14 protein-coding genes and 3 tRNA genes are annotated in these 14,278 nt (G+C 35.6%); 8 read left to right on the top strand and 9 right to left on the bottom strand.

Annotation, left to right across the window (positions count from 1 at the left end):
• Nucleotides 1-116: 116 nt before the first annotated feature.
• The 7 genes from PHV37_06295 to PHV37_06265 all read left to right on the top strand — a co-directional run bounded on the left by PHV37_06295 (nt 117) and on the right by PHV37_06265 (nt 5,152).
• Nucleotides 117-188, top strand: a tRNA-Thr gene (locus tag PHV37_06295).
• Nucleotides 189-243: 55 nt separating this feature from the next.
• Nucleotides 244-326: transfer RNA gene (locus PHV37_06290), tRNA-Tyr, on the top strand.
• A gap of 22 nt (nt 327-348) precedes the next feature.
• A tRNA-Thr gene (locus tag PHV37_06285) sits at nt 349-420 on the top strand.
• A 66-nt stretch (nt 421-486) separates the two neighbouring features.
• Nucleotides 487-1,695 carry an elongation factor Tu gene (tuf, locus tag PHV37_06280; protein MDD3237691.1) on the top strand — a complete coding sequence of 403 codons (1,209 nt, stop codon included), beginning with the start codon at nt 487-489 and terminating at the stop codon, nt 1,693-1,695.
• Nucleotides 1,696-1,832: 137 nt separating this feature from the next.
• Entirely contained in the window at nt 1,833-3,389 is a 1,557-nt protein-coding gene (locus tag PHV37_06275; protein ID MDD3237690.1) for an ATP-binding protein, read from the top strand.
• On the top strand, nt 3,389-4,078 hold the full coding sequence (locus PHV37_06270; GenBank protein ID MDD3237689.1) for a response regulator transcription factor: 690 nt from the start codon (nt 3,389-3,391) through the stop codon (nt 4,076-4,078). Before PHV37_06275 ends, PHV37_06270 begins: the two co-directional genes overlap by 1 nt.
• A gap of 3 nt (nt 4,079-4,081) precedes the next feature.
• Complete coding sequence (locus PHV37_06265; protein ID MDD3237688.1) at nt 4,082-5,152, top strand: hypothetical protein; 1,071 nt, start codon at nt 4,082-4,084, stop codon at nt 5,150-5,152.
• Between the two features lie 3 nt (nt 5,153-5,155).
• Here PHV37_06265 and PHV37_06260 read toward each other — a convergent pair whose 3' ends face one another.
• From PHV37_06260 to mgtE, 4 genes are read right to left on the bottom strand one after another with little or no spacing between them, the layout of a single operon-like run.
• Nucleotides 5,156-5,704, bottom strand: a complete 549-nt coding sequence (locus tag PHV37_06260; GenBank protein MDD3237687.1) for a hydrolase — start codon at nt 5,702-5,704, stop codon at nt 5,156-5,158.
• Nucleotides 5,689-6,483 (bottom strand): sugar phosphate isomerase/epimerase, encoded by a 795-nt coding sequence (locus PHV37_06255; GenBank protein ID MDD3237686.1) that lies wholly within the window; start codon nt 6,481-6,483, stop codon nt 5,689-5,691. The genes PHV37_06260 and PHV37_06255 overlap by 16 nt, the downstream gene beginning before the upstream one ends.
• Nucleotides 6,484-6,535: 52 nt before the next feature.
• The gene (locus PHV37_06250; GenBank protein MDD3237685.1) at nt 6,536-7,774 is read right to left on the bottom strand and encodes a hypothetical protein; all 1,239 of its coding nucleotides are present in this window, start codon (nt 7,772-7,774) and stop codon (nt 6,536-6,538) included.
• 9 nt (nt 7,775-7,783) lie between these two features.
• Nucleotides 7,784-9,154: a magnesium transporter gene (gene mgtE, locus PHV37_06245; protein ID MDD3237684.1), complete on the bottom strand. Its 1,371-nt coding sequence runs from the start codon at nt 9,152-9,154 to the stop codon at nt 7,784-7,786.
• A 377-nt stretch (nt 9,155-9,531) separates the two neighbouring features.
• On the opposite strand from mgtE, the gene PHV37_06240 reads away from it, so the two are divergent.
• Nucleotides 9,532-9,840 carry a hypothetical protein gene (locus PHV37_06240; GenBank protein ID MDD3237683.1) on the top strand — a complete coding sequence of 103 codons (309 nt, stop codon included), beginning with the start codon at nt 9,532-9,534 and terminating at the stop codon, nt 9,838-9,840.
• 82 nt (nt 9,841-9,922) lie between these two features.
• On the opposite strand, the gene fabF is transcribed toward PHV37_06240, so the two are convergent.
• The 5 genes from fabF to PHV37_06215 form a co-directional block, all read right to left on the bottom strand.
• Nucleotides 9,923-11,179, bottom strand: a complete 1,257-nt coding sequence (gene fabF / locus PHV37_06235; GenBank protein ID MDD3237682.1) for a beta-ketoacyl-ACP synthase II — start codon at nt 11,177-11,179, stop codon at nt 9,923-9,925.
• Between the two features lie 88 nt (nt 11,180-11,267).
• Nucleotides 11,268-11,501, bottom strand: a complete 234-nt coding sequence (locus PHV37_06230) for an acyl carrier protein (GenBank protein MDD3237681.1) — start codon at nt 11,499-11,501, stop codon at nt 11,268-11,270.
• Between the two features lie 82 nt (nt 11,502-11,583).
• Nucleotides 11,584-12,315: a 3-oxoacyl-[acyl-carrier-protein] reductase gene (fabG, locus tag PHV37_06225; GenBank protein MDD3237680.1), complete on the bottom strand. Its 732-nt coding sequence runs from the start codon at nt 12,313-12,315 to the stop codon at nt 11,584-11,586.
• A gap of 13 nt (nt 12,316-12,328) precedes the next feature.
• Nucleotides 12,329-13,276 carry an ACP S-malonyltransferase gene (fabD, locus tag PHV37_06220; GenBank protein MDD3237679.1) on the bottom strand — a complete coding sequence of 316 codons (948 nt, stop codon included), beginning with the start codon at nt 13,274-13,276 and terminating at the stop codon, nt 12,329-12,331.
• Nucleotides 13,276-14,274: a ketoacyl-ACP synthase III gene (locus tag PHV37_06215; GenBank protein ID MDD3237678.1), complete on the bottom strand. Its 999-nt coding sequence runs from the start codon at nt 14,272-14,274 to the stop codon at nt 13,276-13,278. Before PHV37_06215 ends, fabD begins: the two co-directional genes overlap by 1 nt.
• Between the last annotated feature and the right edge of the window lie 4 nt (nt 14,275-14,278).

The following is a 14,278-nucleotide window of genomic DNA, read 5'->3' as shown; positions in this document are numbered from 1 at the left end:
TAGTGAAAAAAATCCCGAAAAGAAAATGTCTGTTGTAAAAAACCATACAAAAAAATACTTGACATAAAAGCTTGTCCTTTATATATTAGACATACAGCGATGAATTTAGACGACGTGCCGGTGTAGCTCAACGGTAGAGCAACGGTTTTGTAAACCGTAGGTTGTAGGTTCGATTCCTATCACCGGCTATTAAATTAATTATTGTACTTTTAAAATTTAATACAGAAAACTTACTTACCATGCGGGTAGGTGGCCGAGTGGCTAAAGGCGACAGACTGTAAATCTGTTCACGCGAGTGTACGGTGGTTCGAATCCACCCCTGCCCAAACTTTCTAAGTAGGTTGAAGAGCCCTTGTGGCGCAGAGGTAGCGCACTCCCTTGGTAAGGGAGAGGTCATGGGTTCAAGTCCCATCAAGGGCTAATCTGATATTATATTTTAAAAACAATGTTTAAACAACGTATATTACAGAAAAGGAGATTAATCTCATGGCACGTGAAAAGTATGAACGTACGAAACCGCATTTGAACGTGGGTACCGTAGGCCACGTTGACCACGGTAAAACTACATTAACAGCTGCTATTACTGGTACATTGGCTGCAGCTGGCCAAGCTCAAGCAAAAAAATTCGATGAAATCGATGCTGCTCCGGAAGAAAAAGCTAGAGGTATAACCATTTCAACTGCGCACGTTGAATATGAAACACAAGCAAGACACTATGCGCACGTTGACTGCCCAGGCCACGCCGACTATGTTAAAAATATGATTACCGGTGCTGCTCAAATGGACGGTGCAATCCTTGTTGTTGCCGCTACAGATGGTGCAATGCCTCAAACTCGTGAACATATCCTTCTTGCTCGTCAAGTTGGTGTTCCTAACTTGGTTGTATTCTTGAACAAATGCGATATGGTTGATGATCCGGAACTTCTTGAATTGGTTGAAATGGAAGTTAGAGAATTGCTTACTTCTTATGAATTTGATGGCGATAACATTCCTTTCATTCACGGTTCTGCTTTAAAAGCTCTTGAAGCTGTTCAAGCTAACCCTTCAGTCAAACGTGGTGACAACGAATGGACAGACAAGATTTGGGAATTGATGGATGCTATCGATTCTTACTTCCCAACTCCTGAACGTGATTTGGATAAACCATTCTTGATGCCTATTGAAGATATCTTCTCAATCACTGGTCGTGGTACTGTTGCTACTGGCCGTGTTGAACGTGGTATCGTTAAAGTTGGTGACGAAGTTGAATTAGTCGGTCTTGGCGACACTAAGAAAACTACTGTTACTGGTGTTGAAATGTTCAGAAAACAACTTGATCAAGGTCAAGCTGGTGACAACATCGGAGCTTTGCTTCGTGGTGTTGATAAAACTGATATTGAACGTGGTCAAGTTTTGGCTAAACCTGGTTCAATCCACCCACACACTAAATTTACAGCTAACGTTTATGTTTTGACAAAAGAAGAAGGCGGACGTCACACTCCATTCTTCCCTGGTTACAGACCTCAATTCTATATCAGAACAACTGACGTTACTGGCTCTATCAAATTTGAAGGCGAAATGGTAATGCCTGGTGATAACGTTGTTATGAACGTTGAACTTATTGCTCCTGTCGCTATCGAACAAGGTATGAGATTCGCTATCAGAGAAGGCGGACGTACTGTTGGAGCTGGTGTTGTAGACAAAATTACTGAATAGTAATCTTTATAACATATAAAAAAGCTGGTTTTTCGGAGCCAGCTTTTTAGTTGCCCATTTTTCTTTTAGACCTTAATTTTTGTAAATAATTTGTCTTATTTTTTTTTATAAACTATTATTCTATAAGAGTAATTATTATGTCTAAAACAAATAAAATTTTAATATTAGATGATGAACCTTTGGTAACGTCTTCTCTTTCAGCTCTTTTGAGCCTTGAGGGGTTTTATGATGTTGTGTATTTTAATAACCCCCAATTAGCTTTGAACCATTTGAAACTGGAAAGGGCTGATGTTATTATTTCTGATTTCATTATGCCTGAAATGAATGGTATTGATTTCTTAACCGAGGCAAAAAAAATGTATCCTGATACCAGCATGATTCTTTTAACCGGTTATGCTGATAAGGAAAATGCAATAAAAGCAATAAATGATGTTGGGCTTTATAAATACATTGAAAAACCTTGGGATAATGATGATTTAATCATGAATATAAAGAATGCTATTGAACGTACAAATTTGGTAGCTGCTTTAAAAGACAAGGTTGTTGAGCTTGAAATTGCCAATAAAAAACTAGAAACGTATTCAACTTCTTTAGAGCAAATGGTGGCTCAAAAGACATCTGAACTCATTTCTGCTAACAACAAATTGAATGCTATAATCACAAATTGTGCTGATGGAATTGCCATTTTTGGTGCTGATGGTGCGATAATTGATGTCAATCTTTCCTGTGAAAATCTTTTTGGATTGTCATCTGCTTTATTGCAGGGTAAGCACGTCGATGAACTCTTTTCTTCGAAGGAATATGTTGATTATTCCAGAATAATTGAAGACAAGAATGAAGTCTTTTTAAGAGATTTAGAAATTTTAAATTCTATCAATGGAGCAAAAGTTCCTGTTGAAGTTAGTATTGCCCATGTTCCTGTTGGAGATTCTTCTGAGTTTAATTGTTATGTTGCTGTTGTTCGTGATATTTCATCTCAAAAAGAGATGGAACGCCTCAGAGAGGACTTTATCGCAACTTTGACGCATGATTTGAGGACACCTCTTTTGGCAGCAATTCAGACTTTGCAATTTTTCTTGGATGGTTCATTAGGTGTGCTTGCTGATAAACAAAAAATGTTGCTCGATACAATGAGAAAGAGTAACCAAGATATGTTGGGCTTAGTCAATGCGTTGTTAGAGGTTTACAAATATGAGGCTGGCAAGTTGCAACTCGTAAAGACTCATTTTGTTTTGAATGATTTAGTAAAACAATGTGTGAAAGAAGTTTCTGTTTATGCTAAATCAAGAGGGTCTGAAATCAAGGTTGTTCTTGATTCAACTTCTGATATTGAAGTATTGGCTGATAGAAATGAAATTAGACGAGTTATTATGAATTTATTAGGCAATGCAATTAATTATACTCTTGAAAACGGGTTAATAGTTGTAACTACTAAGCTTGATAAAAATGATGTTATAATATCAGTAAAAGACAATGGGATTGGAATTTCTAAGTTTGATATACCTAAGCTTTTTAATCGCTTTTCTCAAGGTACTGCAAAAAAACGCTCTGTAAGTACCGGGTTAGGGTTATATTTATCAAAGCAAATTGTAGAAGCCCATGGCGGGAAAATATGGGTTGAAAGTGATAAAGACAAAGGTAGTGAATTTTCTTTCTTGCTCGTTGAGTCTGTTTTAGTTAAGGATAAAGTTTAATGGATAAAATAAAGGTTTTATTGGTTGAAGACCATACTATGACTAGATTGGGGCTTTCTTTAGTTTTAGCTAAATCTGAAAATATAGAATTGATTGGTGAAGCTGAAGACGGTAAACAAGGCGTTGAGCTTGCAAAAAAACTTGTACCTGACGTTATATTAATGGATATAGGTTTACCCTATATTGATGGCATTGAAGCAACCGGATTGATTAAAAAAGATAACTTGGGGTCTAAAATATTAATTTTTACCTCGAGAGATTCAGAAGAAGATGTTTTTTCTGCTTTAAAAGCTGGGGCTGATGGATACATAATGAAAGGTGCATCTGAAACTCAAATGATTTCTGCAATTACTGCAGTAAACGAGGGAACTGCGTGGCTTGACCCTGCGATTGCTCGTTTAGTTTTGTCAAATGTTCAAAGGCAAAATGTAGAGGAAAAACCTGTATCTAAGGTGGTTCAAGATTTGCCTATTAATTCAAAAAATCCTAAAAATACATTTGGGCTTACTGATAGGGAGTTAGAGGTTTTGGCTTTAATTGTTGAAGGGCTCTCAAACCCGCAAATTGCTGACAGATTAGTAATCACAAGGGCGACAGCAAAGGCTCATGTTCACAGTATTTTGCAAAAATTATATGTTGCAGATAGGACTCAAGCTGCTGTTTATGCGATGAAAGAGGGTTTAGTATAAATTATGCGATTTAGGTTCAGCTTAGGGCTATCTTTACTTCTGCTCTTTTTATTTTCTATTCATTTGCCTGCTTTTTCGTATATATTTTTTAAAAAATCACAGCCTAATGCATATTATTATGATAATCCTGTTCCTCAAAATGATGTAAAAAAAAATCTAAAAAAGTCTGCAAAATCTGCCAAGAAGAAGTTAAAAAAAATAAAACTTTATAACAAAAAAGGGACTTTTGAAAATATTCAAAATAAAGCTCCTCTTACAAAAGAGCAGTATGAGGTGTTGGCTAAGGATATAAAAAGAGCTGACATTAAAATTCCTCAACCTAAATTTGAAAAAGATGATAAGCTCATTCAAATACAAGACCCAAGGCTAAGAATTGTTAGGTATAACAAGCCTGCAGGGGCAAAGGAAATTAATATAAATGAAGTGATTAAAAACAGAAAAGCTTCAACAATTGCTGTTTTATCCCCAGACGAAACCAAGCTTGTGTATTCATCGGCTTATTTTTATCCTTCAAACGCACAGATTACATCTGAGTTATATATGCTTATTGCAGACCCTGACAGGTCAATGGTGGACAAAATGTTATACGCCAGTGAGATTTATAGGGGCAAACGTATTCTAATTGCAAGCGGGCTCGATGAGTTAGAGTATATTTCTTCAAAAACTTTGACGTTAATTGATTGGGCTCCTGATTCAAAAAGAATTGCTGTTAAAGAAAAAATAGGTTCTACTGCTGAGGGGATATGGCAGACAAACCTATGGGTTTATGATTTTGAAGCAGGTCAGGCAAAAAAGTTGAATGCCGTAAGAGAAGCTATTAAATACTGGTGGAAAACCAATGAAAATCTTGATTTGGTTGATTTCATGTGGGATATCTATCCTATCGGGTGGGATGCAAATAATCCTGAACGCATAGTTGTTTATGCCTATGCATACACAACAAGTGAACCGAAATTCCTAGGTACGTGGAGTATCGATTGGCGAGGTGAACGCTCTCAATTAATGTCTTTGCATGCTACAGATTTCACCATTGCAAATGGTGGTTATTGTCTAAAAGCTGTTGGCAGAGATTAGTTGCTATTTGATAAGTGCTTGTAATTCTTTAAACTTAGGGTGTTTGGCACTCCCTAATAGTTCAAAAAGAACCATTTCGACACAAGTAATTATTGCACCTGCTTGTTCCAGTCTTTTTATTGCAAGTTTAAATTCTTCTTTATTTCGAGAGGCACAGGCGTCTTTTACAACAAAAACCTCGTAGCCTTTATTTATTAAGTCTAAAGCAGTTTGAAGCACGCAAATATGAGCTTCAATCCCGCAAATAATAATTTGGCTTTTATTCGTTGCTTCAATGGTCTTCATCACGGGAGCAGTTTCGCAAGCACTAAAGGTGGTCTTTTCTAATATTGTAGAGTTAGGAGGTAATTTCGTTTTTACAATATCGACGGTTCCTCCAAGCCCTTGAGGGTATTGCTCGGTAATGATTGTAGGTATCTCCAGTGTATTAGCTGTTGCTGCCAATATTGCGGTTTTTGAATCTACAACTTTTTTATTCAGCATCGCAACTAATTTTTCTTGCACATCAATTATTAACAACTCTGATTTTTCTGTATTTAATTTTTGAGACATATATTTTCTCCATAAATTTCTTTTAAATAATTTATATCTTCTATTAGATTTTCTTTTTTAAATGTTTCAAAAATGATTGTCGGGTTTATATTCGCTTTTTTTATACTGGCAAATACTGTTGAAAAGTCAATTGTGCCGTTGTTTATACTATTGTGGTCATCGTTTTTGTTGAAATTATTATGAATGTGCATATGGATAAGTTCTTTTCCATATGTTTCAATCCAAACGTTTATAGGTACCTTCGAGAACAAATTGGCGTGCCCTGTGTCCAATGTGCATTTTAAATAAGGAGAGTTAACCCCTACAACCGTTTGCAAAATGGGTTCAGGTTCTCTTTCATGGACATTTTCAATAACAGCTGTAATCCCTGCTTTTTCAAAATCATTGATTGCCTCTTGCCAAAATTCAATTGAGCCGTTTATAAATTTTTCTTGCGAAACGTAATGCTTCATACATTTATTGCCAGAGTGAAAAACTATTTCTTTTGCATTTATTGATTTTGCAACCTCAAGAGATTGATAGAATCTTTTGCGTGAAATTTCTCTGATTGCAGTGTCTTTTGAGGCAATATTTAAGTCGAAAAACATTCCGTGTAAAGTCAAAAAATTCTTGAAGCCATCAAGGTCATTTTGAAGCTTTTTGATAATCGAATTCATCTCCGTATCAATATTTTGGTAGTTAGGAATTCTGCTTATCTCCATTCCTAAATTGAGCTCCATTGCTAAATTTGCAGACTCTTTGATATTTTTTGTTATAGTTGATGAAAGTGAAATATTCATTCTCAACTCCTTCTTCTAATAACATTTTAGCCCAAAAAGTCTTATATACAAATTAGGCGTTAAAGGATTGGAAATCGTTTAGCATTTTTTCGATAATGCCTTCTATTTTTTCATTCGAAAGTTCATTGAGGTCTATTGTAATTCTTGTTTTTGTTTCTTTGAAAGGCGTTTTGTGCGTTATGTCGGCGTTAATTTTTGCAAATCCCGGATGCTTTAGTGTCAACTTGCTGATTACGTCTTTTCCTTTGATTATAAAATAGCTCTCTGTCTCAGAAACAGCTTGCTCAATATTTGCCTCGAAAAGTTTATCTTGTAGCGTTGCTTGTGCTTGGAAAAATACCGGCGTAACTATTGCATTGTATTTCTTTAAAAATATATTTTTCAACACTTTGTAATTGGTTTCTTTTAAATCCGTTTTGTCTATCATACCTGCAATTTTGCGAGTTTTTTCTCTGTCAAAATACAAATACGAATCCTCCTTTGAAAGTGCAGTTAGCAAAGCTTTTGATAAATAATTTTCTGCAGCAATATAGTCATTATCTGTGATATTTGTTGCTACAGCAGAGATTGTGTAAAAAGAGCTTATGTTTTCTTTGATTTTGTTAAAAACGCTTTGAGCACCTGTTGTGGTTGTGTTCTCTAAAATAAGTTTAAACTTTCCGTTTTCACCTAAACCTACAATATCATCTTCTCTTATGGATTTTTTTATTGCGGAAGCCAATAATGAAACAGGCAGAGCGTTTTTATGTTTGATATCAGCTGATAAAATCATAAAGTCTGCTTTTATATTTTCTTGTGCATATTTTTTAAACAGCCTTGAAAAAATTTTAGGTGTATGTTCAATGGAAAAGAAATTTGTGTCTTTATCAAGCACGTTTTCTTCGAATAAAATCTCATTTTTTCTTTCAAGTCTGTTTTTTAGTTTTGCTTTTTTTATATTTTGCATCACTCTTATTAAGATTTCACTTTGTTGACTGTTTAATGTGATAAAATCATCAACTCCCATTTCAAAAGCGTCAAGCAATATATCTTCGTCATAAGAATTTGTAAGAGCTACAACAGAACATTGTTTTATTCTTTCATTAAACAACAAGGTTTGAAGTTCTATTAGGTTTTCTTTGTCTTCTAAAAAGGTAAACAATAATTCGCCATTGATTTTTTCAGGTTCATTTATTGCTGTATTAAAATCAATGTGTAAAATTTTATCGGTTTTTCTTAAAAGCACAATTTTGTTTATAAAATCATCGGCGATTTTTTTAGAATCTGAAATTACAATTAAATTATTGTTCATAAAATGCCCTTAAATGATTTTTACCAAGAAAATTGTCACCAATGTAAAATATGTAGCAAGCCCCAAAACATCTATAGTGGTTGCAATTACTGGCCCTGATGCGATAGCAGGGTCAACGTTTATTTTCTTTAGGGCAAATGGAGTAATTGTGCCGAGGAATGTTGCCAAAGTCATATTTATAACCATTGCAGCTCCTACAACAAGACCAAGTTCTACATTATGTCGCCAGCCGAAAGTTACGGCAGAAACAAGTGCACCGAAAATAATCCCGATAGTAAGCCCGACTTTCATTTCTCTAAATATATGATAAAAAGCCCCGCTCAATGAAACTTGCCCTGTTGAAAGACCACGAACCATAAGTGTTATGCTTTGCGTTCCGATGTTGCCTCCGAGCCCAGCTAATAGTGGCATAAAAATAGCGATAATAGGAATTGCATGCAAGGTTGCTTCAAAATGGTCGGCAACTCTTACCGCTATAAATTCGCCTACAAGAGTTATCAAAAGCCAAGGTATGCGAGCCCTGATTGCGTTGATTGTGCTTCCGCTCAAGATTTCATCTTCATCGACCAAGTCAGTGTTGATACCTGATGATGTATAAATTTCATCAGTCGTTTCTTCTTCAATAATGTCTTGTGCGTCATCCCACGTAATCATACCTTTTAGACGATTATATAAATCCACGACAGGTAATGCACTGTATTGGTATTTCATGAAAATATCAGCTACCGCATCTTGCGGGTCATCAATATGCAATTTGACGATATCTTTAGTCATTATATCTTCGACTTTTGTTTTGTAAGGCTTAGTAAGTAATGCTCTTAAACTTACAACGCCGAGCAAATGCTTTTGGTTATCAATTACATACAAATAATATAGCTCAACATCATCTTTTTCAGCTCTGATTCTGATAAAAGAAAGCACATCTTCAACTCGCATATCTTTGTTCACAGTTATGGTGTTTGGCGTCATTATTCCGCCTGCCGTGTCTTCTTTATAAGCAAGCAATTCTCTTACTTCATTAGAAAATTTAGCCGGCAATTTGTTTAAGTATGTTTCAGAGTCGCTATCTTCCATGTCTGCCAAAACGTCTGCAATTTCGTCGTGGTGCATCTTCATTATTAATTTAGAAGCATATTCTTCACCAAGATCAGACAATAGTTCGACTTGATATTGTGGAGGCAAATACTCAATAATTTCTGCTGCTTTATCTTCTTCGACGATATTTTTAAATGCAATGAGTCTTTCTTCAGGCTTTAATTCTTTTAAAATTTCAGCCAAATCAGCACTATGATAGCTATCAAGTGTACCTTTAAGTTGAGAAAAATTTTCATCCTCAATTTTTTCTTTTATTCTATCTACTATATTTTCGACGTTTAGCATTAGTATCTCCAAAAAAATTATACTCTAAAACTCAATGTTTGTATATCTAAGAGAGGAGTCTTTTATGAATTATTATTTCAAATAATATATACTAAAATTTCGATTGTAAACAAATGTAACGAATTTAAACAAACGTGAAATTCTATATTAAGTATATACTTTATATATATGTAAGTCGCAAGACAAACATTAAAAAGTTAGCAAACACAAATAAACATAAACTTTCACATTAACTTACCTTCCCCCTAACCTTCCCTTCCTATTAAAAGTTTAGCTCCAATCGGAGCTTTTTTTTTGCTTATTTTTTATATACTTTTAATTTTTATCGGAAAAAATGTTATAATATAATTGCCCATTAATAATTGGAGAAGGAAAAAATGATTAACCCTGTATCTATCAACTCAGTAGCTTATACAGCTGATGTGAAAAAAAAGACTGTTAAAAATGCCGCAGCCGGTGCTCTAATTGGAGCAGGCGTCAGCACTGCCGGTTTAGCTAGAACAATCCAAAAAACAAAAATGCCACTAAAAGAAGTTATTGCAGAATTTCCGAGTAAATTGAAATTCTTAACATCAACAACTATTCCTAAATTTACTGCAATAGGTGCTGCTGTAGGTGCCGGAATTACTGTTTTGGCGGGTGTACTTGCTAAACACAAAGCTGATGGTATAAATAAAAATGCTTAGATTTTAAGCGTAATTTGTTTTAACTATTAAAAAGACCTTGTTTAATACAAGGTCTTTTAGTTTGTTTGTATTTGATTGTGCACTAATTTTTAAATTTTTTAAAAACAAGTGAAGCATTATGTCCACCAAACCCGAAAGAATTCGAAAGAGCTACGTCAACTTTTGCTTCTTGAGCTTTGTTTGCTACGTAGTTTAAGTTCGCTACTCTTTCATCTTGCTTGTCAAGATTGATAGTTGGAGGAACAACTCCATTATTAATTGTTTCAATACATATAATGGATTCAATAGCTCCTGATGCTCCAAGCATATGCCCAGTCATTGATTTTGTCGAACTTACTTTTAATTCCGGATTTTTATCTAAATCACCAAAAACATTAGCTATCGCTTGAGATTCAGCGATGTCGCCTAATCCGGTACTTGTCCCGTGGGCATTTACATATTTAACTTCAGCAGGGTCTATTTTTGCATCTTTAACAGCATTTTCCATTGCTTTTGTAGCTCCCGCTCCATCCGGTGCCGGGGCTACAATGTCATAAGCATCTGCTGTTTGCCCATAGCCGATAACCTCAGCGTATATTTTTGCCCCTCTTGCTTTAGCATGTTCAAGTTCTTCAAGAACTAATATGCCAGCACCTTCAGCCATGACAAAACCATCACGGTCTTGGTCATAAGGTCTTGATGCTTTTTGAGGTTCATCATTTCTTTTAGATAGGGTTCTTGCACTTGTAAAAGCACCGACTCCGATATTGCATATAGTTGCTTCAGCACCGCCGGCAATGATTACATCTGCTTCACCCCATTGGATTGAGCGGAATGCATCACCAACTGAGTGTGCAGAAGTGGCACATGCTGTTACTATTGCTTTATTAATTCCTTTAGCACCGTATTTTATAGAAATTCTACCTGCACCCATATCACAAATTAGCATTGGAATTGTGAAAGGCGAACATTTTGTAGGACCTCTATCAATCATTGCTTTATGATTTTTTTCAATTGTTCTAAAACCGCCTGCTGCAGATCCAACGATTACACCGAATCTATAAGGGTCAACATTGTCTGTCGATACACCTGAATCTTCGACCGCTTCTGTCGCTGCAACCATTGCAAAGTGAATAAATCTATCCATTTTTTTAGCATCTTTAGGGTCTATGCCATGCTCTGTCGGATCGAAATTTTTAACTTCACCTGCTATATGAACTGTGTGACCTTCTAAATCCATGTTTTCAATAGTTGATATACCGCTGTTACCAGCTTTTACATTATTCCATAGTGTATCAACACCAACGCCGAAAGGAGATACCGCTCCAATTCCGGTCACTACTACTCTTCTTTTACTCATATTGTTACCTTTATATCTACTCATAAAATACGAGGAGCACTCGAAATATAGCAACTCCTCGCAGATTAATTATCTAGCGTTGAAACAATTATGAATTAGCTTCAATGTAGTTAACAGCGTCTTGGACTGTTGCTATTTTTTCAGCTTCTTCATCAGGAATTTCGCAACCGAATTCTTCTTCAAAAGCCATTACTAATTCAACTGTATCCAAAGAATCCGCACCTAAATCAGCTGTAAAGCTAGCTTCAGGAGTTACTAATCCTTCTTCAACACTTAATTGTTCTACAACAACTTTTTTTACTCTCTCAAAAACTGTACTCATGTTTTTTTACCTCATTTTAATTATTACCGAATATACATTTCATATTATACTATTTCAAAAAAAATTTGCAAAGATTTTACAATTAGATAACTAATCCGCCATCAACGGCTAAGACTTGCCCTGTAATATAATCAGCATCGACCGCTAAGAATTTTACAGTTTTAGCAATATCTTCGACATTGCCGAGTCTTTTCATTGGAATGGCGTCTGCAAGTTTGTCCATGTTCTTTAAGTCTTTGGTCATGTCGGTTTGAATAAATCCTGGAGCTACTGCGTTAACCCTGATTCCTCTTGATGCTAGTTCTTTGGCTGTTGCTTTGGTAAAACCGATTATACCTGCTTTTGCTGCTGCATAATTGGCTTGACCTGCATTACCATAGATTCCGACAATACTTGCCATGTTTACTATTGCACCTGCTCTTTGTTTCATCATTATCTTTGAAACAGGTTGTGTTACATAAAATGCACTGTTTAAATTTGTGTTAATTACTGCGTTCCAATCTTCAGATTTTAACCTGATTAAAAGATTATCTCGAGTAATTCCTGCGTTATTGACTAATACGTCAATTCTACCGAATTGTTCCATTATATTTGCTATTGCTTCAACAACAGCTTCTTGGTTTGACACGTCAAATTTCATCGCAATTGCTTCTACTCCGAGAGTTTTGATGTCATTGACTGTTTTATTTGCAGCTTCTTCGTTACCTGCATAGTTTACAATTATTGTGTATCCTGCTTTTGCAAGTTCTAGAGCACATGCTCTGCCAATGCCTCGAGATGCTCCCGTTACTAATGCAACTTTTGTATCTGTCATTTCTTCTGACTCCTTATACAGCTGCCATATTCAAAGCTTCAATTGTAGCTTCTAATGATGGCATGTCGTAAATGTTATATGTTGTAATTGATGAATCAATTTTTTTGTTTAATCCAGCTAAAACTTTACCTGGACCTACTTCAATGATTGTATCCACTCCGTTTTTAACCATTTCTTGAATTGTTTGAGTCCAATATACAGATGAATAAATCTGTTTGGGCATTTTTTCAAGAAAATCATTTTTATTTGTTGTTTCCTTTGCATCAACATTCGTTAATACAGGGAAGTTTGAATTATTTATTTCACATGACTTAACAAATGTCGCAAATTCCATTGCTGCATCTTTCATCAATGGAGAGTGGAATGCTCCAGAAACAGCTAAAGGTATAACTCTTCTGGCACCTGCTTCTTTTAAAGCTGTTGAAGCTTCGTTTACAGCATCTATTTCACCTGTGATTACTATTTGTTCAGGAGAATTGAAATTCGCTACAGACACAACTCCTGACGTGTTTAATTCGTTTAAAACTGGTTCGACTTTCTCTTTGTTTAATCCTAATACTGCAGTCATTGTACCTTTTGTGGAAGTCGCCGCTTTGTCCATTAGTTCAGCTCTTTTTTGTATTAATTTAAAAGCATTTTCTAAGTCAATAGAACCTGAAGCATATATTGCAGCGTATTCACCCAAACTGTGGCCTGCTGTATATTCTATATTTAATGATGTTTTTTCTTTTAAAGCTTCTAGTGCAGCGATTTCAACAGCTAATATAGCCGGTTGCGTGTTGAAAGTTTGCTTTAAAGCGTCTTCTGGTCCTTCAAAACAAATATCTGAAATATTTCTACCTAAAACTTTGTTTGCTGTTTTGAAAACATTTTTTGCAGCAGGTGAATTATTAAATATATCTAATCCCATGCCGATAGCTTGGGCACCTTGTCCCGGAAAAATAACTGCCAATTTTTTCATTAAGCAACTCCTTCTCTTAGTCTAACGACCGATGTTGCACATGTCATGCCTGCACCGAACCCTGTTAAAATTGCTTTGCAAGGTAATTTAATTTTTCCTTCACTGACACCTTCAACCAATGCTATAGGAATAGAGGCAGCAGATGTGTTGCCGTATTTTTCAATATTTACAATTACTTTGTTGTTGTCGTAGCCAAGCCTGTCTGCCATTGCGTCAATAATTCTAACGTTTGCTTGGTGTGGAATTAAATAGTCGATATCTTCAGGTTTTAAGCCTGATTTTTCAACACAATCGACAATGTAGTTAGGCATTTTTGTCACAACAAATTTATAAACTTCCTTGCCGTTCATTTCGATATGTTGAGGTCGGGTTTCATTTGGTTCAACAAGTGGACAATTATGTCCTGTAATCGGCATTTTTATAAATTTGCCACATTCAGGTTCTGAAAACATATCAAGTTGAATAATATCATCAACGCCGTCTTCTGATTCTTTTAAAACCATAGCACCTGCACCGTCGCCAAATAAGACACAAGTTGAACGGTCTGTCCAATCAACAAACTTTGAGTTGGCATCTGTTGCTACAACTAAAATCTTTTTGTAAGTACCTGCTTTTATAAATGCTTTAGCTATGTTCATAGCGTACAAAAGTCCTGAACAAGCGGCTGTGACGTCAAAACCAGCAGCGTTCTTTGCTCCGATGGCAAGCTGAACTTGGCATGCTGTTGATGGGTAGGCCATAGTTGGCACTGAAGCAGCTGCTATAACTAATTCTATTTCAGAACCGTTCATTTTTGCTTTTTCAAGAGCTTTTTTAGCCGCCGTAATACCTAAATCTGTAGCATCTTCATTGCCGTTACAAATTCTTCTTTCTTTGATGCCTGTTCTTGTCGAAATCCATTCATCGCTTGTTTCTAAAATCTTTGTTAAATCTTCATTAGTAACTACGGTGTCTGGGACTGCATAGCCAACACCGGCAATCATTACAGGTATAGTCATATTT

This window comes from Candidatus Gastranaerophilales bacterium, assembly GCA_028693235.1.
Lineage (GTDB): Bacteria > Cyanobacteriota > Vampirovibrionia > Gastranaerophilales > Gastranaerophilaceae > JAQUVW01.
Note: the sequence above shows the minus strand (reverse complement) of the source record. Positions and strands in the feature narration are given on the sequence as shown.

Bases quoted from the DNA above. Each gene is read 5' to 3' on its own strand.
- tuf (MDD3237691.1), top strand. From the start codon at position 487: ATGGCACGTGAAAAGTATGAACGTACGAAACCGCATTTGAACGTGGGT.
- PHV37_06275 (MDD3237690.1), top strand. From the start codon at position 1,833: ATGTCTAAAACAAATAAAATTTTAATATTAGATGATGAACCTTTGGTA.
- PHV37_06270 (MDD3237689.1), top strand. From the start codon at position 3,389: ATGGATAAAATAAAGGTTTTATTGGTTGAAGACCATACTATGACTAGA.
- PHV37_06265 (MDD3237688.1), top strand. From the start codon at position 4,082: ATGCGATTTAGGTTCAGCTTAGGGCTATCTTTACTTCTGCTCTTTTTA.
- PHV37_06260 (MDD3237687.1), bottom strand. From the start codon at position 5,704: ATGTCTCAAAAATTAAATACAGAAAAATCAGAGTTGTTAATAATTGAT.
- PHV37_06255 (MDD3237686.1), bottom strand. From the start codon at position 6,483: ATGAATATTTCACTTTCATCAACTATAACAAAAAATATCAAAGAGTCT.
- PHV37_06250 (MDD3237685.1), bottom strand. From the start codon at position 7,774: ATGAACAATAATTTAATTGTAATTTCAGATTCTAAAAAAATCGCCGAT.
- mgtE (MDD3237684.1), bottom strand. From the start codon at position 9,154: ATGCTAAACGTCGAAAATATAGTAGATAGAATAAAAGAAAAAATTGAG.
- PHV37_06240 (MDD3237683.1), top strand. From the start codon at position 9,532: ATGATTAACCCTGTATCTATCAACTCAGTAGCTTATACAGCTGATGTG.
- fabF (MDD3237682.1), bottom strand. From the start codon at position 11,179: ATGAGTAAAAGAAGAGTAGTAGTGACCGGAATTGGAGCGGTATCTCCT.
- PHV37_06230 (MDD3237681.1), bottom strand. From the start codon at position 11,501: ATGAGTACAGTTTTTGAGAGAGTAAAAAAAGTTGTTGTAGAACAATTA.
- fabG (MDD3237680.1), bottom strand. From the start codon at position 12,315: ATGACAGATACAAAAGTTGCATTAGTAACGGGAGCATCTCGAGGCATT.
- fabD (MDD3237679.1), bottom strand. From the start codon at position 13,276: ATGAAAAAATTGGCAGTTATTTTTCCGGGACAAGGTGCCCAAGCTATC.
- PHV37_06215 (MDD3237678.1), bottom strand. From the start codon at position 14,274: ATGACTATACCTGTAATGATTGCCGGTGTTGGCTATGCAGTCCCAGAC.